Raw genomic sequence first — 25,903 nt, 5'->3', positions numbered from 1 at the left:
AGGGGTTGTGCCCGTTCGTGCGCGTCGGTCGGCAAGCGGGGCGCCTCGCCGCCCGGACGGGCTCGTGTCGCGCCGCCCGAGCGACACGAGCCCCTCCCGCCGGGCAGGCCGGGAGGCCTCCGGGCTGCGCAGCCTGCCCGGACGTCCTCCGGACCGTACGGCCCGCCCGGCCCGACCGGGCTGTGCGGGCTGTGCGGCGAATGAGCGTGCGTGCGACGAACAAACGAACGGGCGGGCGCCGACGGCGGGTGCGGGTCACGGGACACGTTCACCTGTCGAGATGCCCGTCACGGGCGGTGCGGGTGGGAAAGAAAAGCCCTACTCGTCCCCCGCCACCGCAGGCAACGCCGCAGCCGGCCGCTGCCACCCCCGAGACCCCCGCGCCAACAACCACGCCGTCGCCTCCTCCGGAGGCATCGCCGCGGCCACCAGCCACCCCTGGACCGCGTCACACCCCAGGTCCCGCAACCGCTCCCACGTCTCGTCGTCCTCGACACCCTCCGCGACGACCAGCAGCCCCAGCGAGTGGGCGAGATCGACCGTGCACCGCACGATCTCCGCGTCCTCCGTGTCCACGGCGAGCCGCGCCACGAACGAGCGGTCGATCTTCAGCTCGCTCACCGGCAGCCGCCGCAGATGCACCAGCGACGAGTACCCCGTCCCGAAGTCGTCGAGCGACATCTTCACGCCGTGCCCGGTCAACGCGGCCAGCGTGTCCGCGGCCCGCTGCGGATCCTCCAGCAGCACATGCTCCGTGATCTCCAGCTGAAGCGCTCCCGCCGGGACCCCGTGCCGGGCCAGCCGCGCGGCCACCGATCCCGCGAACCCGGGGGTGTGCACGTCCCGGGGCGACACGTTCACGGCGACGGGGACCCGAAGCCCCTGGGCCCGCCAGCGCGCGACCTGCGCGAGGGCCGCCTCCAGCACGTACTCGGTGAGGTGCGGCATCAGACCGGAGGACTCGGCGATGGCTATGAACTCGTCCGGCGGTACCTTCCCGCGCTCGGGATGCACCCACCGCACGAGCGCCTCGAGCCCGGCCACCTGCCCGTCGAACCGCACCTTCGGCTGGTAGTGCAGTTCCACGTCCCCCGCGTCGAGCGCCCGCCGCAGGTCTCCCAGCAGTCCGAGCCGGTCCGGGGTGTTGGAGTCCCGCTTGGACTCGTAGACCTCCACCCCCGTACGGTCCCGCTTCGCCTGGTACATCGCGACGTCCGCCCGCCGCAGCAGCCCCTCCGCGTCCAGCGCGTGGTCGGGGAAGACGGCGAGTCCGGCGCTGGCCTCCAGGACCAGCGTCAGCCCGTCGAGGTCGAGCGGCGAGCCGAGCGCGGTCACGAGATTGCGGGCGACCCGCTTCGCGGACGTCGTCGAGTCGGCGACGGGCAGCAGCACCGCGAACTCGTCCCCGCCGAGCCGCGCGGCCTCCGCCCCGCGCGGCAGGGCGACCCGCAGCCGGTCCGCTATCTGCAACAGCAGCCGGTCCCCCGCGAGATGCCCCAGCGTGTCGTTCACCGACCGGAAACGGTCCAGGTCGATCAGCATCAGAGCGGAACGGGCACCGATGCGCTCGGCGTCGTCCAGCGCCCGCCAGGTGCGTTCGAGAAGCCACTGCCGGTTGGGCAGTCCCGTGAGGGGATCACGCAGTTGCTCCTCGGCGCGGGCACGCGCTATCCAGAGCGTGGAGTCGAGAGCGATGAGCGGCACGGAGAAGAGCGGCAGGAGCGCGGGGAGGGCGATGGCGACGACACAGATCAACGGGGCGATGCCGAGCAGCGCGACGGCGACCAGGCCGTGCCGGACCATCGCCGTACGGGCCACGGTCGGCAGTCCCGCCCTGCGCGGCGTGTGGAGGTACCAGAGCAGCGCGCGGCTCACGACGAGATACGCCCCGGCCGCCAGCACCACCTGCGGCACGGTGTAAACCGTCCAGGTCTCCGGTTTCCAGGGCGTCTCGACGGACGGCACCCGGCCGAACGCGGCCAGCGTCAGCGCCCCGGCGCCGATGCCGAGGATGTCGACCGCGCCGTGCAGGATGCCCTGGCGCCAGCGGTGCCGGCGGGCTATCCCGACGAGCACGACGACGGTGAGGCTGACCATCCCGGCCGGCACCCACCCGTACAGCAGCAGGACGGCGAGGGTCAGGGCCGCTCCGGAGCCCGTGCCGCCCCACCAGCGGGACCGGCCGAGCGCCACCAGGTGCCCGACGATGACCCCGACCAGGACGGCCAGCGCCCATCCTGCGGACTCGGAGGGGAAGAGCGCGTGGCGGCCGGAGAAGGAGCGGTAGAAACCCGCGCCCAGTACGACCGCGGCGGACGCGACGACCACCACGGGCAGCGCGGGCCAGGACCTCTTCCGCTCGGTCTCCTGGCCCGGCAGCGGGACATGGGAGCCGGGGACGGCGGTCCGGCTCCGGCGCCCCTGCCCGTATCGGCGCCCCTGTCCTGGCCTGTCCGCCACGACGCGCTGTCCCGCGCTGTGTCCCGACGCGCCGGGTCGCCGCGCGGGCCGGGCGACCCCGAGGCCCGCCCCGAGACCCGCACCGAACTCCCGGCCCCGCGCCAGCAGGGGATGCCCCCATCGCCGCACGCCGGCCATCCAGCGTGGGCGCAGCCGTGAGTCCGGGGCGGCGCTCTCGGTCGGTTCCATTCCCGTCCCTCTCACAGCCGGCGGTGCCCACGCCACGCGGCCCGATGCATGACTAGTCCCTCAACGGCACCGCGTCTGAAAACCCTTTCCCCGGCTCCCGAGGAGCAGGGGACTGCCCCAACCGCAGCTGGGCACGGCAGGCGCACGCCTCAACAGTAGGCCGCAGAAGGCTTCCAGGGGCAGCGGTCGTCTACGGTTGCCCGAATACGACCCGGCCACCCCTATGCATCTGGTATGCGCCGAACGGGTGGTCTTCAACCACTACTCCTCGGTCGGGAGCGCGGCCGGAAGGGCGACTTCGGCGGCTGCCTCCGGTCCTTGTTCGAGGAGCACGGCGAAACCGTCCTCGTTCAGGACCGGCACTTTGAGCTGCATGGCCTTGTCGTACTTCGATCCAGGATTGTCACCCACTACGACAAAAGAGGTCTTCTTCGAAACAGAACCGGTCACTTTCGCTCCCCGGCTCTGCAGTGCCTCCTTCGCCCCGTCCCGTGTGTGACGGTCCAACGTGCCGGTCACGACAACGGTGAGCCCTTCGAGCGGACGGGGCCCCTCGTCCTCCCCGGAGCCCTCCTCCTCCATCCGGACCCCGGCGGCCTTCCACTTGCGCAGGATCTCCTGGTGCCAGTCCACCGCGAACCACCGCTTCAGCGAGGCGGCGATGGTGGGCCCGACGCCCTCGACGGCGGCGAGCTCCTCCTCCGTGGCCTGCTCGATACGGTCGATCGAGCGGAACTCACGGGCCAGCGCCTCGGCCGCGACCGGGCCCACGTGCCGGATGGAGAGGCCGGTGATGATCCGGGCCAGCGGGCGCTCCTTGGCCGCGGCGATGTGCTCCAGCATCGCGACCGCGTTCTTCCTGGGCGCGCCCTCCTGGTTGGCGAAGACCGTGGCGATCTTCTCCTCGCCCGTCTCCGGGTCCCGCTTGGGCAGTCCGCTGTCCTGGTCGAGGACGTACGCCCGGATGGGCAGCAGCTGCTCGATGGTCAGGTCGAAGAGGTCGCCCTCGTCCCCCAGCGGCGGCTGCGACGGCTCCAGGGGCTTGGTGAGCGCGGCGGCGGCCACGTACCCGAAGTTCTCGATGTCCAGGGACTTGCGGCCGCCGAGGTAGAAGAGGCGCTCGCGCAACTGGGCCGGGCAGGTGCGGCCGTTGGGGCAGCGCAGGTCGATGTCGCCCTCCTTGGCGGGCGCGAGCGGCGTACCGCACTCGGGGCACTCGGCGGGCATCACGAACTCCCGCTCGCTGCCGTCGCGCAGGTCGACGACCGGGCCGAGGATCTCCGGGATGACGTCACCGGCCTTGCGCAGCACCACCGTGTCGCCGATGAGGACGCCCTTGGCCTTGACCACGTCCTGGTTGTGCAGCGTCGCGAACTCGACCTCGGAGCCGGCCACCGTGACGGGCTCCACCTGCGCGTACGGAGTGACGCGGCCGGTGCGGCCCACGCCCACCCGGATGTTGATCAGCTTGGTGTTGACCTCCTCCGGCGCGTACTTCCACGCGATGGCCCAGCGGGGGGCACGGGAGGTCGAGCCGAGGCGGCCCTGGAGGGGGATCTCGTCGAGCTTGACGACGACGCCGTCGATCTCGTGCTCCACGGAGTGGCGGTTCTCCCCGTAGAAGGCGATGAACTCCCGCACCCCGTCGAGTCCTTCGACGACCTTGCCGTAGCGGGTCGTCGGCAGGCCCCACTCGCGCAGCAGGTCGTACGCGTGCGAGAGGCAGTCGATGTCGAAGCCCTCCCGCGCGCCGATGCCGTGCACGACCATGTGCAGCGGACGGGTCGCCGTGACGCGGGGGTCCTTCTGGCGCAGGGAACCCGCCGCCGCGTTCCTCGGGTTGGCGAAGGGCTTGTCGCCGGCCTCCACCAGGCGGGCGTTGAGCTCCTCGAACTTCTCCATCGGGAAGTAGACCTCGCCGCGGATCTCCACGAGGTCGGGGATGCGCTCGCCGTGCAGGCGGTCGGGGATCTCCGCGATCGTACGGACGTTGGGCGTGATGTCCTCGCCCGTGCGGCCGTCGCCGCGGGTCGCCGCGCGGGTGAGGCGCCCGTGCTCGTACGTGAGGTTGACCGCGAGGCCGTCGACCTTCAGCTCGCACAGGAAGTGGTACGCGGACGTGCCGACGTCCTTGGCGACGCGGTCGGCCCAGGCGGCCAGCTCCTCGTCGTCGAAGGCGTTGTCCAGGGAGAGCATGCGCTCGCGGTGCTGGACGGCCGTGAACTCCGTCGCGTACGCCCCCGCGACCTTCTGGGTCGGGGAGTCCGGGGTGCGCAGCTCGGGGTACTCCTCCTCCAGGGCCTCCAGGGCGCGCAGCAGTCTGTCGAAGTCCGCGTCGCTGACGACCGGCGCGTCCTTCACGTAGTACCGGAAGCGGTGCTCCTCGATCTGCTCAGCGAGCTGCGCGTGCCGCTCCCGTGCCTCGCTGGGCGCGGGCCCCGCAGCCGCGGCCTCGGTCTCAGCCGAGGCGGTCTGTGCGTCCTTGTCGCCGGCCACCGTGTCGTCCTCCGTCACTCTGGGTTGTCCGCGAGGGATCTCGCCGCCCGGACGCAGTGGGCGAGCGCCCTGCGCGCGTACTCGGGGGAGGCGCCCGCGAGTCCGCACGACGGGGTGAGCGTGACCGCGTCCGTGAGAAGCCCCGGACTCAGCCCCAGCCTGCGCCACAGCGTCCTGACCCCCATGACGCTACCGGCAGGGTCTGACAACGGGTCGTCCGTACCCGGCACGACACCGGCGAAGAGCCTGGTCCCCCCTTCCACCGCTTCCCCGATCACATCGTCGTCACGCTCGGTGAGCAGCGCGAAGTCGAAGGAGACCGCGCTCGCACCGGCCCTGCGCAGCAGCGCGAACGGCACGTCGGGGGCGCACGAGTGCACGACGACGGGCCCGCCCTCCCCCGCTCCGACGACGTCCCGCAGGGTCGCCTCGACGACCTGCCGGTCGACGGCCCGGTGGGTGCGGTAGCCGCTCGCGGACTTCACCTGGCCGCGCAGTACGCCGATCAGCGAGGGTTCGTCGAGCTGCAGGACGATCTGCGCGCCGGGTACGCGGCGCCGTACGTCGGCGAGGTGCTCGCGCAGTCCCTCGGCGAGCGATCCGGCGAGGTCCCGGCAGGCTCCGGCGTCGGAGAGCGCCACCTCGCCGTTGCGCAGTTCGAGGGCGGCCGCGAGGGTCCAGGGGCCGACCGCCTGGACCTTCAGCGGTCCCTCGTAGCCCTGGGTGAACTCCTCCAGGGCGTCGAGGTCCTCGCCGAGCCAGGACCTGGCCCGCTTGGTGTCCCGGCCCGGCCGGTCCCCGAGCCGCCAGCCGCTGGGCTCCACGCGCGCGTACATCTCGGCGAGCATCCCGGCGGTGCGGCCGATCATGTCCGCGCCGGGGCCGCGGGCGGGCAGTTCCGCCAGGTACGGCATGCCCGTCTCGGGGCCTTCGAAGGTCCCGGTCACGGACTTGGCGGCCTCCCGGGCGTCCCCGCCCGGCATCGACCCGATGCCGGTGGCGGGGCCGGGCCTGAACTCGCTGTTTTCGCTCACCCGGGCAGCCTACGGAATCGGCGGCCCTGGGCCGCGCCACGGCCGGTGCCCGGTCAGCGGCCGATGAGCCGCCGATGAGTGGCCGATCAGCGGCCGATCAGCGGCCGGGGCGCACGGTGAGGTCGTTGACCTCGGCGTCCTTCGGCAGGTCGAGCGCCATGACGATGGTCGTCGCGACGGACTCGGGGTCGATCCACTGCGAGGGGTCGTACTCCTTGCCCTCCTGGTGGTGGACCTTGGCCTGCATGGCGCTGGCGGTGCGGCCCGGGTAGACCGAGGTGACGCGGACGCCGTTCGCGTGCTCCTCGTGGCGCAGGGAGTCGGCGAGGGCCTTGAGCCCGTGCTTGGACGCCGCGTACGCGGACCACTCGGCGCTGGCGTTGAGCCCGGCGCCGGAGTTGACGAAGAGCACATGCCCCTGGGCGAGCCGCAGTTGCGGCAGGAGGTGGCGGGTCAGCTCGGCGGGCGAGAGCAGATTGACGTCGAGCTGATGGCGCCAGAGCTTGGGGGTGAGGTCACCGACCCGGCCTAGGTCGACGACGCCCGCGATGTGCAGGAGCGAGTCCACTCGGTCGGGCAGCGCCTGGTGGGAGAACGCCCAGGAGAGCCGGCCCGGGTCCGCGAGGTCGCCGACGAGGGTCCCGGCGCCGGGGAACTCGGCGGCCAGCTCCTTCGCGCGCCCCGCGTCGCGCGCGTGGAGCACGAGTTCGTCCCCGCGCGCGTGGAGGCGGCGGGCGACGGCCGCGCCGATGCCGGAGCCGGCTCCGGTGATCACATGAGTAGGCATGCCGCCATGTTCCCAGCACCTGCGCGCCGCGTTCGACCCCGCCCCTCGCGCTCACCGGGTGCTCTCTGGGTGCTCACCGCGTGCCGCGGCTCTCCTCCAGATGGGCAAGGGCCCCCACGGGCTCCTCCGCGAAGAAGACCAGATCGGTGAGCGGCACGGGCAGGAAACCCTCGGCCTCCATCCGCAGGAACTGCTCCTTGAGCCCGTCGTAGAAACCGGCGGTGTTGAGCAGGACGACGGGCTTGTCCGTGTGCCCGTGCTTCTTCAGCTCCAGGATGTCGGTCGCCTCGTCGAGCGTGCCGGTCCCGCCGACCATGACGACGACGGCGTCGGCCTTCTCCAGGAGCAGCGCCTTGCGCTCGGCGAGGTCGCGGGCGACGACCATCGCGTCGGCGCCCTTGCGCGCCTTGCCGACGAGGAACTCGACGGAGACACCCACGAGCCGCCCGCCCGCCTCCTGGACCCCGTCGGCGACGACCTTCATCAGCCCGACGTCGGAACCGCCCCACACGAGCGTGTGCCCGCCCTTGCCGAGCAGCTCGGCGAACTCGCGGGCGGGCCGGGTGTAACGCTCGTCGAGGTCGGCGGCGGAGAGGAAGACACAGATGTTCATGGCTCCACGCTAGGACAGCCGCCGCGCGAGGACGGCGAAGATCGGCAAATGGACGGGCTGCCGAGGGAAGAACGGACCGACGCCCCGCGCTGTACCGACAGAGACCATCCGTCGAAGGAGGGCGAGAAGCCGTGACCGCAGGCCACCGCATCACCGTAGAGCAGGGCACCGAGCACGTACGCGTCGTACACGGAGGGCAGGTGCTCGCGGAGAGCAGGCGCCCCCTGTTGCTGCACGAGACGGGCCTGCCCGTGCGCTACTACCTCCCCGTGGAGGACGTACGCGTAGACCTCCTGACCGCGTCGGACACCAGCACGCACTGCCCGTTCAAGGGCGACGCGTCGTACTGGTCGCTCCCGGACGCCCCGGACCTGGTCTGGGCGTACCCGGACCCGAAGCCGGAGGTCGCGGAGATCAAGGACCACTTCTGCTTCTACGAGGTGGAGACCGTCACCGCGGGCTGATCCCACCTGGGCGGGCCGGAGGGAGCGTACGGCGCGGTACTCGTGATCGTGCCGCGTCCCGTCGGCCCGTTCCCGGACACCGCGGTGTCCATGACGATCGGGGAACCGTTGCCGGGGCAGCCGGTCCCGCCTCTTCGGGCACCCATCGTGCCCCGGGGCTTACTGACCTTGTACCTCTGCTGCGTTTAACGTCCGGGAGTGAGCCTTTGGACTTCTCTGGAACCCGCCTCCGCCACTGTGGACCCGGGTGGCAGTACGACCGTGCGGCTGCGTCTGCGTAACACCGGTGACGTGGTGGACGAGTACCGCTTCGAGGCGGTCGGGTCCCTTGCGCCCTGGACGGTGGTGGAGCCGCAGTCGCTGCGGTTGTATCCGGGGACGACGGGGTCGGTCGGCCTGACGTTCGCTCCGCCGCGGACACCGGACGCGACGGCGGGCCCCAACGCGTTCGCGGTGCGGATCACGCCGACCGAGCATCCGGAGGCGACGACGGTTCCGGAGGGCAACCTCACCATCACTCCGTTCACGGAGGTGCGGGCGGAGTTGGTGCCGCCGACCGTGAAGGGGCGTTTTCGTGGGCGTCCGAAGCTGGCGGTGGACAACCTCGGCAACACGAAGATCACCGCCTCCGTCAGCGGAAGCGACAACGGCGACCAACTGTCGTACGACATCCATCCGGCCAGTGTGCAGATCGAGCCGGGCCGTGCGGCGTTCGTGAAGACGACGCTGAAGCCGCGGCAGATCATCTGGTTCGGGTCGAAGGAGCAGCGGCCCTACACCCTGGCCGTCCAGCGGTCCGGAGTGACACCCCTGGACGTCGAAGGCACCTATGTGCAGCGGGGGTTCCTGCCGCGCTGGCTGGCGACCTTCCTCGGCATCTTCATGGCCCTGGCGATCACGTTCGTGATGCTGTGGATCGCCTACAAGCCGCAGGTCCGCAGCGCTGCCACGGAGAAGCTGGACGAGGCGGGCATCAGCACCCTGGCGCCCTCCCCCTCACTGTCCCCCGAGGCACCGAAGGCGCCCTCCGCCGAAGCCGCAGCCCCCTCGGTCCCGGCCGCGGACGGGACGAAGGCCGCGGGCGGAGGCGGGGCAGGGGGCGGCGGTTCCGAGGAGAAGGAGACCAAGGCTCCGGAGAAGACCGCGGCGACCGCCGTCAAGAAGCTCGCCACGCAGGACCCGGGCGGGCGGCACATCTGCTACCGGGCCTTCGTGTCGGGCAAGGGCTGGACGGACGCGGTGTGCGACGGCGAAATGGCCGGCACGGTGGGCCAGGAGACGCCGCTCAAGGCCGTCAACATCGCCGTATCAGGCACCAAGGGCACAACCAGTCGCGCCTTCCTCCCCGACCCCGGGTCGGCCAACGGCGAGGGGCACTACCCCGATCCGTTCTCGAGCGCCGCCGACGGCGTCGACAACTACGTCGGCAGCACCAAGAAGGACGCCCCGAACCTGCTGGGGTTCAGCATCAGCGTCGACGGGGGCGCCGGCAGCGTCTGCCAGAACGCCCACGTCCACAACGACGCCTGGCTCGGCCTGCAATGCGACGAGCCAGGCGCCGGGTATGACTTCACCTACGCCGGCGCCCACAAGAACGACTCCTGGATCGAAGCGTTCGAACTCAAGGTGTGACCTGAACCGTTCACGGACGGCCGCACGCCTTCCCGCCGTCTGCGTGTCGCCCTCGTGGAGCACGGTCGCCTGGCTGGGGGTGCGGCTGCGGACCGGTTTCGTGGTCCGATTCTGCGCAGCCGCCCCAGCGGTCGGCGACCGTACTGAGGATCACCATCCCCCGCCCTCCGTAGGCGTGCTCCTCGGCCGTCTCGACCTGCGCTTTCAGCGGGCAGCGGGGCAGCGCGGGCAGATCTGGCCCCATGTCCCAGACGCTGACCCGCGGTACGGGGTGCAGCCACTGGAGCCGTACGGAGGCGGGCCCCTTGGCGTGCCGTACGGAGTTGGTCGCGAGCTCCGACGTCAACAGCTCGCCTCGGTCGTCGAGTTCGGTGAGCCCGTGCGCCGTGAGCCAGCGCGCCGTGAGCCAGCGCAGCGAACGGCGCCGGAGCGGCCAAGAAGGCGTCGGTCAGCGCGCGTTGGCGACCTCCGCCGCCCGTCGTGTCGTCGCGATCGTCGCCGAGCCCACCACCCGCGTGGCGTCGTACAGCACGATCGCCTGGCCGGGGGCCACCCCGCGGACCGGCTCCGTGAAGGTGACCTCCAGGGTGCCGTCGACCAGTTCTGCCCTGACCTCGGTCTCGCCGCCGTGGGCGCGGAGCTGGGCCGTGTAGGTGCCGGGGCCCGCCGGGGGCGCTCCGCACCAGCGGGGCTTGATGGCCGTCAGGGCGGAGACGTCCAGTGCGGCGACCGGGCCCACCGTCACCCTGTTGTCCACCGGCGAGATGTCCAGGACGTACCTCGGCTTGCCGTCCGGGGCCGGGGTGCCGATGCGCAGGCCCTTGCGCTGGCCGATCGTGAAGCCGTACGCGCCCTCGTGGCTGCCGACGACAGCGCCCGACTCGTCGACGATGTCGCCCTCCGCCTTGCCGAGCCGCTTCGACAGGAAGCCCTGGGTGTCGCCGTCGGCGATGAAGCAGATGTCGTGCGAGTCCGGCTTCTTGGCGACGGCCAGGTCCCGGCGCTCGGCCTCGGCGCGGATCTCGTCCTTCGTCGTGAGCGTGTCACCGAGGGGGAACATCGCGTGGGCGAGCTGGCGGTCGTCCAGCACACCGAGGACGTACGACTGGTCCTTGGCCATGTCGGAGGCGCGGTGCAGCTCGCGCGTGCCGTCCTCGTTCACCAGCACCTTGGCGTAGTGGCCCGTGCAGACCGCGTCGAAGCCGAGAGCGAGCGCCTTGTCCAGCAGGGCAGCGAACTTGATCTTCTCGTTGCAGCGCAGGCAGGGGTTCGGGGTGCGCCCCGCCTCGTACTCCGCCACGAAGTCGTCCACCACGTCCTCGCGGAAGCGCTCGGCCAGATCCCACACGTAGAACGGGATGCCGATGACGTCCGCGGCACGGCGGGCGTCGCGGGAGTCCTCGATGGTGCAACAGCCGCGCGCGCCCGTACGGAACGATTGCGGGTTCGCCGAGAGGGCGAGGTGCACACCGGTCACGTCGTGCCCGGCTTCCGCGGCACGGGCCGCGGCGACGGCGGAATCCACGCCACCGGACATGGCTGCCAGTACGCGGAGGGGGCGGGGGCGCTGCTGTGAGATCTCAGTCATAACCGTTCCAGGGTACGGGTCGGCGGGAACCGAAGCCCGCGGGTATCCGTTCTCGATCACATGGGGGAGATGACGAACGACTCGGGCGGTACCCACGGTGGCGACTCCGACCGGCGCATCGGGCGCCGCGCGCTGCTCATCGGCGGCGCCGCGGCCGCCGTGGGCACCGCCGTGCTGGCCCGGGACGAGCTCGGGCGCCTGTGGTGGCGCGCGCCCGGCGTGGACAAGCCGCGCGAAGAGGGTGCGGTCGACTTCCGGGGTGCGCGCTGGGTGGCGGCGTCCTCGGCGAACTGGCGGCGCGCGGACCGGCCCGACGACTTCCGCATAGACCGCGTGATCATCCATGTCACGCAGGGCAGCTTCAAGAGCGCCGTGCAGGTCTTCCAGGACCCCGGCCACGGCGCCGCCGCGCACTACATCGTCGGGCAGGACGGCCGTATCACCCAGATGATCCGCGAGCTGGACGTGGCCTTCCACGCGGGCAACCGCGATTACAACGAGCGCAGCGTCGGCATCGAGCACGCCGGCTACGTCGACCGCCCGCAGGACTTCACGGACGCGATGTACGCGGCCTCGGCCCGCCTCACCGCCCGGATCTGCGCGCGGTACGACGTGCCCGTCGACCGGAAGCACATCATCGGCCATGTCGAGGTGCCGGGCACGGATCACACCGATCCCGGTCCGCACTGGGACTGGGACCGGTACATACCCCTGGTGCGCAAGGCCGCGAAGGACGCGGCGCGGGAAGCCGCCCGGAAGCGGAAGACGGCCGAGCCGTCCTCGGGGGCCTCCACCGAGCCGACCTCCGAAGCGACCACAGGCCCGTCCACGCGCGGCGCGTAGCCGACGGACCAGGGACGGATTAGGGACGGACCAGGACGGGCCACGGGCGGCGTCGTAGCGCCTGCGGCGCCCCGCCCCCAGCGGGTGGCGTCCCCGGCCGCTAGCTGAGCCCCGCCGTCCTCGCTCGTTCCACCGCCGGGCCGATCGCCTTCGCGACCGCCGCCACGTCCGCCTCCGTCGAGGTGTGGCCGAGGGAGAAGCGCAGGGTGCCGCGCGCCAGGTCGGGGGCGGTGCCGGTGGCGAGCAGGACATGACTGGGCTGGGCCACGCCCGCCGTGCACGCGGAGCCGGTGGAGCACTCGATGCCCTGCGCGTCGAGCAGCAGGAGCAGCGAGTCGCCCTCGCAGCCGGGGAACGTGAAGTGGGCGTTGGCCGGAAGGCGGCCCCCGGCCGCCGGGTCACCGCCGAGGATCGCGTCGGGCGCGGCCTCGCGCACCGCGGCGACCAGGTCGTCGCGCAGCCCGCCGATCTCCCGGGCGAACCACTCCCGCTGTTCGACGGCGGTCCGGCCCGCCACGGCGAACGCGGCGACGGCGGGCACGTCCAGGGTGCCGGAGCGCACATGCCGCTCCTGGCCACCGCCGTGCAGGACGGGTACGGGGGTGTACTCACGGCCGAGCAGCAGCGCTCCGATGCCGTACGGGCCGCCGATCTTGTGGGCCGAGACGGTCATCGCGGCGAGCCCGGAGGCGCCGAAGTCGACCGGGATCTGGCCGAAGGCCTGGACCGCGTCGGCGTGCAGCGGGATACCGAACTCGCCTGCCACGTCCGCCAGTTCGCGGACCGGCATGACCGTGCCGATCTCGTTGTTCGCCCACATGACGGTCACCAGGGCGACGTCGTCGGGGTTGCGGGCGACGGCCTCGCGCAGGGCCTCGGGGTGGACGCGGCCGTACCGGTCCACGGGGAGGTACTCGACCGTGGCGCCCTCGTGCTCGCCGAGCCAGTGGACGGCGTCGAGGACGGCGTGGTGTTCGACGGGGCTCGCCAGGACCCGGGTGCGGGCCGGGTCGGCGTCGCGGCGGGACCAGTACAGGCCCTTCACGGCGAGGTTGTCGGCCTCGGTGCCGCCGGAGGTGAAGACCACCTCGCTGGGCCGGGCGCCCAGGGCGTCCGCCAGGTTCTCGCGGGATTCCTCGACCGTCCGGCGGGCGCGGCGGCCCGCGGCGTGCAGGGACGAGGCGTTCCCGGTGACGGCGAACTGGGCGGTCATCGCCCTGGCCGCCTCCGGAAGCATGGGAGTGGTCGCGGCGTGGTCGAGGTATGCCATGGTGGGCCCGATTCTAGAGCCCGCCGGTGGGTCGCTCGGCAGGGCGGGTCCCCGGTGGTCTCAGAAGCTCCAGGACACGGTGCTGTCCGCCGCCATGAAGGCCGCCAGGACCAGCAGATCGGCGATGCCCAGGCCGAGTCCGAGGAAGGCGCGCCCGCGGCGGGTGGTGCCCTTCAGGAGGGCCGTCGTGGCGAGCACGATGGACACCGGGCCCAGGACGATGTTGAGGGCGAGCAGGCCGACGAGGCCGAGGATGAACGACGCGACGGCCATGCCGTCGGCGTCACGGGCGGCGCTCCGGCGGCGCGGGGTGCCGGCCGTGCCGGTGGCGGCCGTACTGGTGGTGGCCGTAGTGGTCGTGCCCGTGCTGGTGGTGGTGAGTTCCATGTGTCTGCTCCCGACGTGAGGTCGTACGTGGACGGGTCAGGTCTCAGTTGGAGGTCTCGCGGCGGCGGCCGTGCCGCTCGCGGATCGCGAAGACGAGCAGCCAGACGCCGATGACCGCGGCGGCGACGACGGTGAAGGGGAGCGGTGCGTGGGCCACGGTGCCCAGCACGACGCCCAGCAACAGGAGTGCTGCGACGAGGAACAACATGCGATGCCTCTCGTGGAAGCGTCCCCGAATGTTTCAGGGACTCGACGATTCAGTGAACGATTGTGGTAACAGTTGTTCACTGACTCCACAGTCTAGCGCGTTCGGCGGCTTTCCAATTACGGAGAACAGTTGTTAACTGCATGGCATGAGTCACAGTCCCGGCGTCCGGCAGGCCCAGAAGCAGAAGACCCGACAGGCGTTCCTGGACGCCGCGTTGGGCCTGCTGGAGGAGCAGAGCCTCAGCAGCCTGGGACTGCGCGAGGTCACCCGGGCCGTCGGAGTCGCCCCGACCGCCTTCTACCGGCACTTCCACTCGACCGCGGATCTCGGCGTCGCCCTCGTCGAGGAGGCGTTGGGCAGCCTGCACCCGATGATCTCGGAGACGGTGTCCGCGTCCGCCGAGGACGAGAGTGAGCGCGAGGGTGAAGGCGGGGGCGGGGGCGGAGGCGGGGGCAAGGACGGGGGCGAGCGACGCATCGACCATGCCGTCGCCCTGATCGCCCGTCACGTGCGCGAGTATCCGGCGCACGTCCGCTTCATCGCCCGCGAGCGCAACGGCGGTGTGCAGAAGGTCCGGGCGGCCATCGCGGAACAGATGGCCCTGTTCGCCGACGAGGTGCGGGTCGAACTGGCCAAGCGGCCCGAGTCGGCCGGCTGGAGCGACGACGATCTGCTGATGCTCGCCGGGCTGTACGTCGACCAGATGCTGATGACCGCCAGCACCTTCCTGGAGGCGGGCCCGGAGGAAGAGGACCGGGTAGCACTGGCGGCCACGCGCCGGATGCTGCTCATCGGCATCGGCCGCCGCCACTGGCTGGACTGACACCCCGTCGGCCGCCCGACCGCCGCGCCCGCCGTCCCCTCACCGGCGCGAAGCGCGAGGGGCGCGTACGACAGCCTCGTACGCGCCCCTCGTACCCTCGCCTAACCCTGCCGGCCGCCAGGGCCACAACCTCCGCCGCCCGGACCGCCACCTTGGCCACCGGGGCCGCCGCTGGGCGCCCCTGACGGCATCCCCGACGGCATTCCGGACGGACTTCCGGACGGCGCCCCCGAGGGAGCCTTGCCCGTGGCGGCGCCCGACGGCATCCCCGACGGTGCCCCGCTCGGCCGCCCCGAAGGGTTCCCGCTCGGCGCGCCCGACGGACGCCCGCAACTCTGCTGCCCCGACGTGCCGTTGCCGCTGCCGCTGCCACCGCCCGACGAGGAGTCCCCCGAGCCGCAGGCCGTCAGCAGCAGCGGCGACAGGGCCAGCAGGGCGACAGCGGGGATGTGACGTACACGCTTCATGAGGGCAACTCCGTCTGCTGAGCCGGGCGATGAGCCGGCTTCGTGCGCCGAACAACCTGAGAAGCGCATGAAACCAACCGCCCTTGGGCCCCGCTTGGGCCCCCGCTGTGCCCCAGCTGTGATTGAGGCAAAGACAGGCTCAGCCGAGCCGCGCGCGGGCCAGTTGCCGCGACTGCGCGACGAGCCGGTCCGCGCTGTCCCAGACCTCGGCGTCCTCCTCCAGGAAGCCGCCGGCGAGGTTGCGGGTGGTGATGGCGACCCGCAGGAGACCCGGCGCCGGACGGGCCCGCACATGCACGGTCAGCTCGACGGTGGGCACCCAGCCGGACAGGCCGAGCTCGAAGGCGGTCGGCGGCAGCGCGTCCACCGCGAGGAGCAGCGAGAGGGGGTCCGCGTCACGGCCGTCGGCGAGGCCGAACCAGGACCGCATCTCGCCCCTGCCGGACGGCGCCCCCAGCGCCCAGCCGAGCGTGTCGGGGTCGAGCTTGAGCAGCAGCCGCTCGGCGATGGCGGAACCGCCGGGGATGGGGCTGGGGGTGGGGCTGTCCTCGGGTCCGAAGCACTGGTCGATCGACGGGATCGCGGGCGGCGTCGCGGTCGTACGGACGTCGTCGGGCAGGGCGTCGAGGTCGCCGTACGAGGCGAGTACGCGGATCCGCTCGACCTCGCGGCCCTCGTCGTCGTACTGGAACAGGGACGCCTGGCCGGTGGACAGCGAGCGTCCGTCACGTACGACGCCGGTGCGCACCACCGCGGGGCCGGGCCTGGACGCCGTCAGGTAGTGCGCGGAGATCGTGAACGGGTCGGAGTGCGGCAGGGCGTCGCCGAGCGCGCGGCCCAGGACGGCGAGGAGGTAGCCGCCGTTGACGGCGCCCAGGATCGTCCACCCGGCGGACAGGTCGGTGTCGTAGACGCCGGGCTCGCGCCGGGTGACCGCGGTGTCGCGGTCGAACTCGCTGTCGCCGATCGTGGCCTGTGTCGCGGTCCGTGTCGCGTGCAGGGAAGCTGCTTCTGGCATGCCTGAACGGTACAACAGTCGATTACTAAGCAGTAGCTTTTTCTGTTTCGATCACATGAACCACCGGCCGGCGCCTACCTGCCACCACCTACGACCTGCCACCTGCCGCTCACTCCGGTACCTCCACCGCCGTCGAGCGCCGGTGCCACGCCCGGGGCGCGCGCCAGTGGTACCGCATCGCGAGCAGCCGCAGCACGAAGGCGGTGAGGGCGGCGATCGCCGAGGTGAAGGGGTTCAGCGCCTCGTAGCGGATGCACAGGACGACCATCGTGGCGCCGACGAGGGCGGGCACCGCGTACAGGTCGCGGTCCCAGCGCAGCAGCGACGGCACCTCGTTGGCCAGGACGTCCCGCACCACACCGCCGCCGACGGCCGTGGCCAGACCGAGGGTCACGGACGCGGTGAGGCCGAGACCGTACTCGTACGCCTTGGTGGTGCCCGCGACGCAGAAGAGACCCAGGCCCGCCGCGTCGAAGACGTTCACGCCGAGCTGGATCCGCTCCACCTCCGGGTGGAGGAAGAAGACGAGCAGGGTGGCGAGGAGCGGGGTGAGGAAGTACCCGAGGTCGGTGAAGGCCGCCGGCGGCACGGCCCCGATGACCAGGTCCCGGAAGAGCCCGCCGCCCAGGGCGGTGACCTCCGCGAGGACGGCCATGCCGAAGACGTCGAAGTTCTTGCGCACGGCCAGCAGCGCGCCGGAGATCGCGAAGAAGAAGATGCCGACCAGTTCCAGCGTGTGCTGAACGGAGGGGGTGAAGAGTTGCTGAAGCACCTCTACATTCTCACCCAGCACGGAGCCCCCACCTCACATTGCAAGGCAGGGGCTCGGTGTTACTTGCGTCTTAGCGCTGATGACATAGGTGCTGACGTAGATGCCGACCTACGTCCCGGCGCTGCTCGCTCGTGGTGCCGCTACTTCTCCTCGGCGGGGGTCTCACCCTCGGAGGAGGTCACCGGCTCCGTGGCGTCCGGAGTCACGTCGGCCGGGGCCGTCTGCACCTCCGCCGCGACCGCCGCCGACGTCGCCGCGGACTCCGCGAGGACCTCGTCGGCCACCAGCTCCGCCGCCTGCTTGGCGACGGTCAGCAGCACGGTGTCCTGCGGGGCCTGGTCCGCGAAGTTCTCCGGGTGGTGGCAGGCCACCTGCTGACCGGGCTTCAGCTCCAGGAGCGGCGGCTCGGTGGTCGTGCAGATCTGCGTGGCCTTCCAGCACCGCGTGTGGAAGCGGCAGCCGCTCGGCGGCGAGATCGGCGAGGGCACGTCGCCCTGGAGCAGGATGCGCTCGCTCTTGGCCGACTTGCGCCTCGGGTCCGGGATCGGCACGGCCGACATCAGAGCCTTGGTGTACGGGTGCATCGGCGCCTTGTACAGCGACTCCCGGTCGGCCAGCTCCACGATCTTGCCGAGGTACATCACGGCGATACGGTCCGAGACATGGCGTACGACGGACAGGTCGTGCGCGATGATCACGTACGTGAGGCCGAGCTCCTGCTGGAGGTCGTCCAGCAGGTTCACCACCTGCGCCTGGATCGACACGTCGAGCGCGGAGACCGGCTCGTCGGCCACGACCATCTTCGGGTTGAGCGCGAGCGCGCGGGCGATGCCGATGCGCTGGCGCTGGCCGCCGGAGAACTCGTGCGGGTAGCGGTTGTAGTGCTCGGGGTTGAGGCCGACCACCGACAACAGCCGCTGGACCTCCTTCTTGATGCCGCCCTCGGGCGACACGCCCTGGAGCTTGAAGGGGGCGCTGACGATCGTGCCGATGGTGTGGCGCGGGTTCAGCGACGAGTACGGGTCCTGGAAGATCATCTGGACGTCACGGCGCATCGGGCGCATCGCGCCGACCCCGAGGTGCGTGATGTCCTTGCCCTCGAACTCCACGGTGCCCGCGGTCGGTTCGAGCAGCCGCGTGATCAGCCGGCCCATCGTCGACTTGCCGCAGCCGGACTCGCCCACGACACCCAGGGTCTCGCCGGACTTGACCTCGAAGTCGAGGCCGTCCACCGCCCGCACCGCGCCGACCTGCCGCTGGAGCAGGCCCTTGCGGATCGGGAAGTGCTTCTGCAGCCCGGTCACCTTCAGGAGCGTCTCGCCGGGAGCGGCGTCCTTGACGAGGGTCGCACCCGAGGCCGCGCCGTCACGCTGTGCGGGGTTGGCCACTGGTTTGTCCTCTGCTTTGTCACTCACAGCTTCGGCGCAATCTCTTCGGTCCAGATCCGGTCCCGCTGCTCCTGCGTCATGTGGCAGGCGGCCCAGTGCTGACTGCCGACCTCGGCCAGCTCGGGGCGGACCGTGCGGGTGACGTTGTCCTTGGGGACGTCCGCGTACGAGCAGCGCGGGTTGAAGGCGCAGCCCGTCGGCAGGTTGATCAGCGAGGGCGGGGAGCCCTTGACCGGGATCAGCCGCTCGGTCTGCTCACGGTCGAGCCGCGGCATGGAACCCAGCAGACCCCAGGTGTAGGGGTGCTTAGGTTCGTAGAAGACCTTCTCGGCCGGACCCCGCTCGATGCAGCGGCCGCCGTACATCACCAGGATGTCGTCGGAGAGTTCGGCGACGACGCCCAGGTCGTGGGTGATGACGATGACCGCGGAGCCGAACTCCTTCTGCAGGTCCCGGATCAGGTCGAGGATCTGCGCCTGGACGGTCACGTCCAGGGCGGTCGTCGGCTCGTCCGCGATCAACAGCTCGGGGTTGTTGACCAGCGACATCGCGATCATCGCGCGCTGGCGCATACCGCCGGAGAACTCGTGCGGGTAGCTGTCCGCCCGCTTGTCCGGCTGGGGGATACCGACCCGGTCGAGCATCTCGATGGCCCGCCTGCGGGCCACCTTCTTGCTGACCTTGTTGTGGATCTGGTACGCCTCCACGATCTGCTGGCCGATCGTGTAGTACGGGTGCAGTGCGGACAGCGGGTCCTGGAAGATCATCGCCATCTCGCGGCCACGCAGCTTGCGCACGTGGTCGGGGTCGGCGGAGAGCAGTTCCGTGCCGTCCAGCCAGATCTCGCCGGAGAGCTGCGCCTTGCGCTTGCCGTACTGGCCGGTCGTGTGCAGGCCCATGATGCCGAGCGAGGTCACAGACTTGCCCGAACCCGACTCGCCCACGATGCCGAGGGTCTTGCCCTTCTCCAGCGAGAAGCTGAGCCCGTCGACGGACTTGACCAGTCCGTCGTCGGTCGGGAAGTGCACCTTCAGGTCGCGGACTTCGAGGAAGGCGGAGGGCGTGGACGAGTCCTTGACGGGCTCCCCCAGCGCGGCTCCGCTCTTGCTGAGTTCGGTCATGAGAGCCTCACTCGGGGGTCGATCACGGCGTACAGCAGGTCCACCAGCAGGTTCGCGATGATCACCGCGAGCGAGGTGATCAGCGTGACGCCCAGGATGACGGGCAGGTCCTTGTCGCTGATCGCCTTGAGGACGGCCTGGCCGAGGCCGGGAAGGCTGAAGGTGGTCTCGGTGAGGATCGCGCCACCGATCAGCGCTCCGAGGTCCATGCCGAGCATGGTGAGGATCGGCGTCATCGTGGACCGCATCGCGTGCTTGCCGATGACGACGGGTTCGGTCAGGCCCTTGGCGCGGGCCGTCCTGATGTAGTCCTCACCCAGGACCTCCAGCATGGTGGCTCTGGTGATACGGGCGTACATCGCGGCGTAGAGGAAGGCGAGGGTGATCCAGGGCAGGATCATGCCGCCGAACCAGCCGGTGAAGCTGTCCTCCAGTGGGACGTACTGGGCATCGATCCAGCCGAGACCACTGCCGTAGGAGAAGATCGCCAGCGACAGCAGACCGGTGAAGTAGATGGGGAGCGAGACGCCGCCGAGGGCGACGATCATCGCGCCACGGTCCCAGAGGGAGCCGCGCTTGAGCGCGGAGAGCACGCCCGCCGCGACACCGAAGATCAGCCACAGGAAGGCGGCACCGAGCGCGAGGGCCAGGGTCACTGGGAAGCGGTCGGTGAGCACCGGCCAGATGGCCTGCTCGCTGCGGAAGGAGTAGCCGAAGCAGGGCGCCGCGCACTCCGTGACGTCGCCGCCACCCGAGTACGTACGGCCTACGAAGAGGCCTTTGAAGAACTCCCAGACCTGGAAGAAGATCGGATCTGCCAGACCGAGCTTCTGCCGCACGGCCTCGATGGCCGCAGGGTCGGCCTGCTTGCCGACGAACATCGTGGCCGGGTCCACGCCCGCCCAGCGGGGGACGAGGAAGAAGATGCCGAAGACCACCAGAATGATGACCACCAGCATCACTGCGGCGGCGAAGAGCCGCCTGATGAGGTATGCGAGCACTGCTCTCGGCCCGGCGGCGGTGCCGCGGGCCACCGGAGGTCGTCCGGTGGCCCGCGGGTCACGCCGCGCCGGCCTTCACCTGCCTTTCGTGCCGTATGGCGGGTGCGCGCCGGTCGGTGTTACTTCTTCAGGCCCAGGTTGACGAAGTCGTACATGCCGCTGTAGCCGTCGGACGTGTAGACGTTCGCCAGGTTGCTGGAGCGCCAGTTGATGAACTTCTCGAAGACGAAGGGCAGGTAGTAACCGCCCTCCATGACCTTGTGGTTGATCTCCTTGGAGATCTCGGCCTTCTTCGAGTCGTCGAGCTCCTTCGTGTAGCTGGTGAAGAGGCCGTCGATCGTCTTGTCCTTGATCAGGGCGAAGTTGTTGTTGCCGCTCTCAAGGATGTAGTCGCTGTTCCACAGCGGCAGGCCGTAGCCCTGGACGCTCGGGAAGTCCGGGCCCCAGCCCATGATGATGATGCCGTAGCCCTTCTTCTTCACGTTGTCGGGGCTACCGATGATGCCGGTGGTCTGCGCACCGTCGAACTGGTCGATGTCGACGGTGATGCCGACCTTCTTCAGCGAGGCCTGGAGGGACTCGGCCGTGGCGACCTCGACGGGCTTGTTGTTACGCACCGCGATGGTGGTCTTGAAGCCGTTCGGCTGACCGCAGGCCTTGAGCTCTTCCTTGGCCTTGGCGACGTTGCCGTTCTTGTTCGTCGTGGCCGACTCGTACGGGTCGTACTTCTGACCCTCGGAGCCCGGGACGGCCGGCGGCAGCATGTTGGTGCCGATGTCGCCACCGGCGACCGGGCCACCACGCGCGGTCTGCAGCGACTCGTGGTCGGCACCGTAGATCACGGCCTTGCGGCAGTGCTCGTTGTCGAACGGCTTCACGCTCTGCGGGAAGACCGCGTAGCGGATGTAGCCGGAGACCGGGTTGTCCAGGTTCGCCTTGTGCTGCTTCAGGGCGGTGGTGCGGCCCTGCGGGGAGAGACCGGTCTGGGCGAGGTCCAGGTCGTAGTCGCCGCTGATCAGACGCTGGTCCAGGTCATTGGCGTTGGTGAAGAAGTTGATCGTGATCTTGTCCGGGTACGCCTTGCGGACCGGGTCCGAGGACTGCTTCCACTCGGGGTTGCGGACCAGCAGCATGTTCTTGTTCGGCGTGTACGACTCGAACTTGTACGGGCCGGACGAGAACGGCTTCAGGCCGTACTTGGACTTGGTGTCCTTGTCCTGGCGGACCGGGGACGCCGAGGTCAGCGCGAGCATCTCCTCGAAGTCCGAGTTCGCCTCGGGAAGCTTGAAGACGATCGTCTTGTCGTCCGGCGTCTCGATCGCCTTCAGACCCAGCTTGTCCGCGGACTTGTCCTTGTACGGACCCTTGTACGTCTTCTTGGGGTCGAGGATCTGCTGGAGGTAGATCGGACCGCCGGACAGCACGTCCTGCGCCCACACGCGCTCGATGCCGTACTTGACGTCCTTGGAGGTGATGGCCTTGCCATCCTCCCAGGTGGACCCGTCACGCAGGGTGTACGTGTAGGTCTTGCCGTCGTCCGAGATCTTCGCCGTGCTGTCGGCGAGGTCCGGGGTGACTCCGGCGCCCTTGGCACCGGGCTCCGTCGAGTTGGTCACCAGCTGACGGCTGTAGTAGCGGGAGAAGTTCCACATGAAGCCGTAGTAGCCACGCGTGGTGTCCCACGAGTCGGCGTCCTGGGCGCTCGCGAACTTCAGCGTGCCGCCCTTCTTGGCGAGGTCCGCCTGGGCGACCTTGTTGTTCGCCGCGTCGAAGCCGGCCGCGCCGCTCTTCGAACCGCCGCCGTCGTCGTCGTTGCCGCCGCCGCACGCCGCCGTGGACAGCAGTGCAGCAGCCACGGCTGCGGCGGCCACGGCCTGCTTACGCCGCCCTGTGGTGCGTTGGGTAGTCACTCGGATCCTCCGATATGTAGCGGCCCGCCGACAGATGACGGGCCCTGGGGGTACGGCAGTTCAGCGGGAACCCTTCGGGTCGAGCGCATCGCGTACGCCGTCGCCGAAGAGGTTGAAGGAGAGCACGGTGATGAAGATCGCCACACCGGGGATCACCATGTACATGGGATCCGAGTCGTAGTAGTCGATCGCGGAGGAGAGCATCTGCCCCCAGGAGGCGGTGGGCGGCTTGACGCCCACGCCCAGGAAGCTCAGCGCCGCCTCGGTCAGGATGTTGGTCGGGATCATCATCGTCGTGTAGACGATGATCGGCGCGACCAGGTTGGGCAGCAGCTCCTTGAACAGGATGTAGAACCGCCCGGCGCCGAGACTGCGTGCGGCCTCCACGTACTCGCGTTCGCGCAGCGAGAGCGTCTGGCCGCGGACCACCCGGCCGACGTAGGGCCAGCCGAAGAATCCGATCACCAGGATCATGACGAGCAGGCGTACGCCGGTGCCCGTCAGGCCCAGCATCTCGTTCGGCATGACCGAGACCAGCGCGATGATGAAGAGCAGCTGCGGGAAGGCCAGCAGGCCGTCCATGACCCGGCTGATGGCCGCGTCGACCCAGCCGCCGAAGAAGCCGGCGAGTACGCCCAGGATCGTGCCGAGCACCACGGCGACCAGCGCCGACAGGAAGCCGACCAGCAGGGAGATCCGGGCGCCGTAGACGATCCGGGCGAAGATGTCGCGGCCGCTGACGGGCTCGACTCCGAGGAGGTGGTCCCCGCTGATGCCGCCGAGGGACCCGGTGGGAGTCGAGAAGAGCGGGTCGATCAGGTCCTCGTGATGCGTCTCGGGGTCCTGCCCGACCAGGTTCGTGATCACTGGAGCGAGCAGGGCGATCGCGATCAGCACGAGGACGACGATGCCGCCCGTGAGGGCCAGCTTGTCCCGCTTCAGGCGCTCCCAGGCGATGCGGCCGAGGGAACGCCCTTGTACCGCCTTCGCCTCGGCGGATCCGGCAACGAGCGCCGCCTCCTCAGCCGCGCTCGGTGCGGCTTCGGCCGTCGGCTCGTGCAATGGTGCCGTCATCGTGGCAGGGACCCCTCTCAACCGGCGGTAGCCGGCCCACGCTTGCCGCTGTAGCGGCGTGATCAGTCCGTCGTACACACAGAGGTTTCAAACCCCCTGGACGGGGAGTCTTCAACGCCTCGGTGATCTGTAGCCAGACTTGACAGTGAATGGATGCGTAACCGTGATGCTGTCAGGAGGGTTCCGTTATCCGAACGCCGGGTAACGGGGGTCGGACACGGGACGCTCGGGGCGAAAGGGGCCTCGCAGCCCATTTACCCGCGTAGATCGGGACATTCCACCCCGGCGACGGTGCAGAGGTGAGGGCCGAGATGCCACTGAGTGGACTCGGTCCACCCGGATCATCTCAGTACTCGGTCGGTCAGTACGCGCCGGGGAACCCGTAACCGCCCGCCGCGGGCGCCTGGACGGGTGCCGCGTGCGCCTCCCGGTCGTAGAACGGCCGGGCGTTGGCGCGCAGCCACAGGGCCACCGGGTCGTACTCGTCCGACATCGCGACGGTCGACACCGGCAGTCCGTCCGGCACCGCACCGATGGACTGCTGCATCATCGCGCGCACCGAGTCCACCGCGGGCGGACTGGTGTCGTACACGTCGAGCCCGATGGCGAGATACGGCGCCCCGAGCGCGGGCTGCACCCAGGCGCGGCGCAGCGAGCGGACGGCGGTGGTCCGGTGCGCGTTCTGGGTGAGCAGGGCGTAGAACTGCGGAATCTCGATGCCAGGTTCGGACAGCCGCAGCGGGCCCGCGGGCTGCCGCTCCAGGCCCGTGGCGATACGGCGCAGATCGAGCCAGGGGATGCCGACCCCGCCGCCCGGCGCATGCGGATTCAGCCACACGCCGTAGTGGTCGGGGTAGAGGGTGCGGGCGACGTCGAGCCCGTCGACCACCTCGTACGAACGGTTCCAGCCGCTGGCCGAGAGCTCCTGGGCCGAGGTCACACAGGGGGCGTAGCCGAAGCCGTCGACCTCCATGTTCCCGTACTGGGCGTCGGGTGACCCCGACTGGCCGTGCCAGAGCAGCATCCAGACCTGGCCGGACGACGGAGCCGCCAGCGCGCGCAACAGCGCCTCGTAGGCGTCGTAACGCCCGGGCGTCACTTGGCGCAGCATGTGCTCGACCTGCCCGGCCGCGGCCGTGCCCGACGCGCTCACCTTCTACCGCCCCTTCGCGACATCCCTGACTTACGGGTCATACGGGTCCCATTCGGCGGGGCGTGCGTTCGCTTGAACATCGCACCACCCCGACCGAGCCATGAAACCAGCTTAAGCGGCGTTCCCGACAGCACGGTTGCGCTCCGCTTGGTTCCGTGTTGGGTGGTCGGGACGCTGCGTGACGGGTCGTCTGCGGGTTGTGCACGGCTGGGCGCGCCGTTCCCCGCGCCCCTTCCGGACGCGTTCCAGCGGGACGCGGTCCCGCAGGGCGGGTTCCGGCGGGGCGGCGGCGAGCGGCCGGCCCGGGATTCAGTGGGCGCGCGTGTAGAAGGGGCGGACCTGGGACCGGAGCCAGTCCGTCACCGGGTCCTGGGCCACGTCGAGGAAGACGAGGCTCACCGGGTGGGCCGCCGGGGCCCGGCCCAGCGCCCGGCCCAGGGCGTCCAGCAGCGGCGCGCGCACGCCCTCGTCCCAGTGGGTCACCTCGATCCCGACGAACATCACCGAGTCACCGCCCTCGATGCTCGCCAGACAGCGCCGGGCGCTCAGCACCAGGCCGGTCGCGGCGAACTCCTCCGAGGCCGCGGCCAGGAAGTCCAGCGGGTCCGCCTGCCAGTCGGGCTGGAAGAGCCGGACCCGGCCGCCGCTCGCGGGCCCGTCCAGCTCGGTCCGGCCGGCCCGGCACAGCTCGGCGACGGCGGGCGGGGGCAGCGGCATCCCGACGGTGCCGTCCGGGTTCAGCGCGATGCCCATCTGGGGCGGCAGACCGCGCGCGAACTCGACGGCGGGCGCCACGGTGTACGCCATGTGGTCGCCGACGACCTGGCGGAACTGCTGCTCGGAGGTGAAGACCGGCACGTACGCCTGGCCGCCCAGCTCGATCGTGGGCAGGTCCAGCGGACCGCTGTGCGGGCCGCCCCCCTCGGGCAGCGGCACCCAGAGGAAGCCGCGCGCCACGCTCTCCACGATCCGGGCGCCCGTCGAGGCCGACGGCGGGAGCCCCAGGGAGGCGGCGAGCACCTCCTCCAACTCGTTGCCGGGCCAGCCGGCGTGCGGGTGGGGGTACGCCTGTGCCGGAAAGTCCCGCGCCGCGAAGTCCTGCGCCGGAATGTCCTGTGCTGGGAAGTCCATCTCTACCGCCTGCTCGAACCGCCGTGTGCGGTTGACGAGGCTACGCGCCCGCGTCCCCGTCCGCCGCACCTGTC

Annotated in this window: 24 protein-coding genes; 5 read left to right on the top strand and 19 right to left on the bottom strand. The window is 70.6% G+C overall.

Annotation, left to right across the window (positions count from 1 at the left end; all coding sequences use genetic code 11):
* Positions 1-318: 318 nt before the first annotated feature.
* The 5 genes from ACLVWQ_RS24855 to ACLVWQ_RS24835 all read right to left on the bottom strand — a co-directional run bounded on the left by ACLVWQ_RS24855 (position 319) and on the right by ACLVWQ_RS24835 (position 7,579).
* Positions 319-2,649 carry a putative bifunctional diguanylate cyclase/phosphodiesterase gene (locus ACLVWQ_RS24855; protein WP_414111381.1) on the bottom strand — a complete coding sequence of 777 codons (2,331 nt, stop codon included), beginning with the start codon at positions 2,647-2,649 and terminating at the stop codon, positions 319-321.
* A gap of 261 nt (positions 2,650-2,910) precedes the next feature.
* Positions 2,911-5,145 (bottom strand): NAD-dependent DNA ligase LigA, encoded by a 2,235-nt coding sequence (ligA, locus tag ACLVWQ_RS24850; protein WP_414111572.1) that lies wholly within the window; start codon positions 5,143-5,145, stop codon positions 2,911-2,913.
* A 14-nt stretch (positions 5,146-5,159) separates the two neighbouring features.
* Positions 5,160-6,128 carry a methionine synthase gene (locus tag ACLVWQ_RS24845; RefSeq protein WP_414111571.1) on the bottom strand — a complete coding sequence of 323 codons (969 nt, stop codon included), beginning with the start codon at positions 6,126-6,128 and terminating at the stop codon, positions 5,160-5,162.
* 148 nt (positions 6,129-6,276) lie between these two features.
* Complete coding sequence (locus ACLVWQ_RS24840) at positions 6,277-6,966, bottom strand: SDR family oxidoreductase (RefSeq protein WP_414111380.1); 690 nt, start codon at positions 6,964-6,966, stop codon at positions 6,277-6,279.
* Between the two features lie 73 nt (positions 6,967-7,039).
* Positions 7,040-7,579 (bottom strand): TIGR00730 family Rossman fold protein, encoded by a 540-nt coding sequence (locus tag ACLVWQ_RS24835; protein ID WP_414111379.1) that lies wholly within the window; start codon positions 7,577-7,579, stop codon positions 7,040-7,042.
* Positions 7,580-7,710: 131 nt separating this feature from the next.
* Between ACLVWQ_RS24835 and ACLVWQ_RS24830 the strand changes: the two genes are divergently transcribed.
* Both ACLVWQ_RS24830 and ACLVWQ_RS24825 read left to right on the top strand, forming a co-directional pair.
* Positions 7,711-8,043 (top strand): DUF427 domain-containing protein, encoded by a 333-nt coding sequence (locus ACLVWQ_RS24830; protein WP_414111378.1) that lies wholly within the window; start codon positions 7,711-7,713, stop codon positions 8,041-8,043.
* A gap of 198 nt (positions 8,044-8,241) precedes the next feature.
* Complete coding sequence (locus ACLVWQ_RS24825; protein WP_414111377.1) at positions 8,242-9,675, top strand: hydrolase; 1,434 nt, start codon at positions 8,242-8,244, stop codon at positions 9,673-9,675.
* A 10-nt stretch (positions 9,676-9,685) separates the two neighbouring features.
* Here the strand turns inward: ACLVWQ_RS24825 and ACLVWQ_RS24820 are convergent, their stop codons facing one another.
* The gene (locus ACLVWQ_RS24820; protein WP_414111570.1) at positions 9,686-10,090 is read right to left on the bottom strand and encodes an ATP-binding protein; all 405 of its coding nucleotides are present in this window, start codon (positions 10,088-10,090) and stop codon (positions 9,686-9,688) included.
* Positions 10,091-10,123: 33 nt separating this feature from the next.
* Positions 10,124-11,263 carry a tRNA 2-thiouridine(34) synthase MnmA gene (gene mnmA, locus ACLVWQ_RS24815; protein ID WP_414111376.1) on the bottom strand — a complete coding sequence of 380 codons (1,140 nt, stop codon included), beginning with the start codon at positions 11,261-11,263 and terminating at the stop codon, positions 10,124-10,126.
* A gap of 69 nt (positions 11,264-11,332) precedes the next feature.
* Here mnmA and ACLVWQ_RS24810 point away from each other — a divergent pair, with 69 nt between their 5' ends.
* Positions 11,333-12,106 (top strand): N-acetylmuramoyl-L-alanine amidase, encoded by a 774-nt coding sequence (locus tag ACLVWQ_RS24810; protein ID WP_414111375.1) that lies wholly within the window; start codon positions 11,333-11,335, stop codon positions 12,104-12,106.
* A 100-nt stretch (positions 12,107-12,206) separates the two neighbouring features.
* On the opposite strand, the gene ACLVWQ_RS24805 is transcribed toward ACLVWQ_RS24810, so the two are convergent.
* Genes ACLVWQ_RS24805 through ACLVWQ_RS24795 form a run of 3 tightly spaced genes read right to left on the bottom strand, consistent with a single transcriptional unit; the run spans position 12,207 to position 13,971 of the window.
* The gene (locus ACLVWQ_RS24805; RefSeq protein ID WP_414111374.1) at positions 12,207-13,376 is read right to left on the bottom strand and encodes a cysteine desulfurase family protein; all 1,170 of its coding nucleotides are present in this window, start codon (positions 13,374-13,376) and stop codon (positions 12,207-12,209) included.
* A 60-nt stretch (positions 13,377-13,436) separates the two neighbouring features.
* On the bottom strand, positions 13,437-13,763 hold the full coding sequence (locus ACLVWQ_RS24800; protein ID WP_414111373.1) for a DUF4190 domain-containing protein: 327 nt from the start codon (positions 13,761-13,763) through the stop codon (positions 13,437-13,439).
* A gap of 43 nt (positions 13,764-13,806) precedes the next feature.
* Positions 13,807-13,971 carry a hypothetical protein gene (locus ACLVWQ_RS24795; RefSeq protein WP_414111372.1) on the bottom strand — a complete coding sequence of 55 codons (165 nt, stop codon included), beginning with the start codon at positions 13,969-13,971 and terminating at the stop codon, positions 13,807-13,809.
* A gap of 145 nt (positions 13,972-14,116) precedes the next feature.
* On the opposite strand from ACLVWQ_RS24795, the gene ACLVWQ_RS24790 reads away from it, so the two are divergent.
* Both ACLVWQ_RS24790 and ACLVWQ_RS24785 read left to right on the top strand, forming a co-directional pair.
* Positions 14,117-14,794 carry a TetR family transcriptional regulator gene (locus tag ACLVWQ_RS24790; protein WP_414111371.1) on the top strand — a complete coding sequence of 226 codons (678 nt, stop codon included), beginning with the start codon at positions 14,117-14,119 and terminating at the stop codon, positions 14,792-14,794.
* Positions 14,795-15,040: 246 nt separating this feature from the next.
* Positions 15,041-15,247, top strand: a complete 207-nt coding sequence (locus tag ACLVWQ_RS24785) for a hypothetical protein (protein ID WP_414111370.1) — start codon at positions 15,041-15,043, stop codon at positions 15,245-15,247.
* A 153-nt stretch (positions 15,248-15,400) separates the two neighbouring features.
* On the opposite strand, the gene ACLVWQ_RS24780 is transcribed toward ACLVWQ_RS24785, so the two are convergent.
* The 9 genes from ACLVWQ_RS24780 to ACLVWQ_RS24740 form a co-directional block, all read right to left on the bottom strand.
* Positions 15,401-16,279 carry a thioesterase family protein gene (locus ACLVWQ_RS24780; RefSeq protein WP_414111369.1) on the bottom strand — a complete coding sequence of 293 codons (879 nt, stop codon included), beginning with the start codon at positions 16,277-16,279 and terminating at the stop codon, positions 15,401-15,403.
* Between the two features lie 109 nt (positions 16,280-16,388).
* The gene (locus ACLVWQ_RS24775; protein ID WP_414111368.1) at positions 16,389-17,051 is read right to left on the bottom strand and encodes a trimeric intracellular cation channel family protein; all 663 of its coding nucleotides are present in this window, start codon (positions 17,049-17,051) and stop codon (positions 16,389-16,391) included.
* A gap of 140 nt (positions 17,052-17,191) precedes the next feature.
* Positions 17,192-18,439 carry an ABC transporter ATP-binding protein gene (locus ACLVWQ_RS24770; RefSeq protein ID WP_414111367.1) on the bottom strand — a complete coding sequence of 416 codons (1,248 nt, stop codon included), beginning with the start codon at positions 18,437-18,439 and terminating at the stop codon, positions 17,192-17,194.
* 23 nt (positions 18,440-18,462) lie between these two features.
* Positions 18,463-19,560, bottom strand: coding sequence for an ABC transporter ATP-binding protein (locus ACLVWQ_RS24765; protein ID WP_414111366.1), 1,098 nt, complete (start codon positions 19,558-19,560; stop codon positions 18,463-18,465).
* Positions 19,557-20,561 (bottom strand): ABC transporter permease, encoded by a 1,005-nt coding sequence (locus ACLVWQ_RS24760; protein ID WP_414111365.1) that lies wholly within the window; start codon positions 20,559-20,561, stop codon positions 19,557-19,559. The genes ACLVWQ_RS24765 and ACLVWQ_RS24760 overlap by 4 nt, the downstream gene beginning before the upstream one ends.
* A gap of 119 nt (positions 20,562-20,680) precedes the next feature.
* The gene (locus ACLVWQ_RS24755) at positions 20,681-22,471 is read right to left on the bottom strand and encodes an ABC transporter substrate-binding protein (protein WP_414111364.1); all 1,791 of its coding nucleotides are present in this window, start codon (positions 22,469-22,471) and stop codon (positions 20,681-20,683) included.
* A 60-nt stretch (positions 22,472-22,531) separates the two neighbouring features.
* On the bottom strand, positions 22,532-23,545 hold the full coding sequence (locus ACLVWQ_RS24750; protein ID WP_414111363.1) for an ABC transporter permease: 1,014 nt from the start codon (positions 23,543-23,545) through the stop codon (positions 22,532-22,534).
* Positions 23,546-23,906: 361 nt separating this feature from the next.
* Positions 23,907-24,698: an enhanced serine sensitivity protein SseB C-terminal domain-containing protein gene (locus tag ACLVWQ_RS24745; RefSeq protein WP_414111362.1), complete on the bottom strand. Its 792-nt coding sequence runs from the start codon at positions 24,696-24,698 to the stop codon at positions 23,907-23,909.
* A gap of 309 nt (positions 24,699-25,007) precedes the next feature.
* A complete protein-coding gene (locus ACLVWQ_RS24740; protein ID WP_414111361.1) occupies positions 25,008-25,829 on the bottom strand; it encodes an enhanced serine sensitivity protein SseB in 822 nt (273 codons plus the stop codon).
* Positions 25,830-25,903 lie beyond the last annotated feature (74 nt).

Source organism: Streptomyces sp. CWNU-52B (assembly GCF_047444975.1).
In the GTDB taxonomy this organism is placed as follows: Bacteria; Actinomycetota; Actinomycetes; order Streptomycetales; family Streptomycetaceae; genus Streptomyces.
Note: the sequence above shows the minus strand (reverse complement) of the source record. Positions and strands in the feature narration are given on the sequence as shown.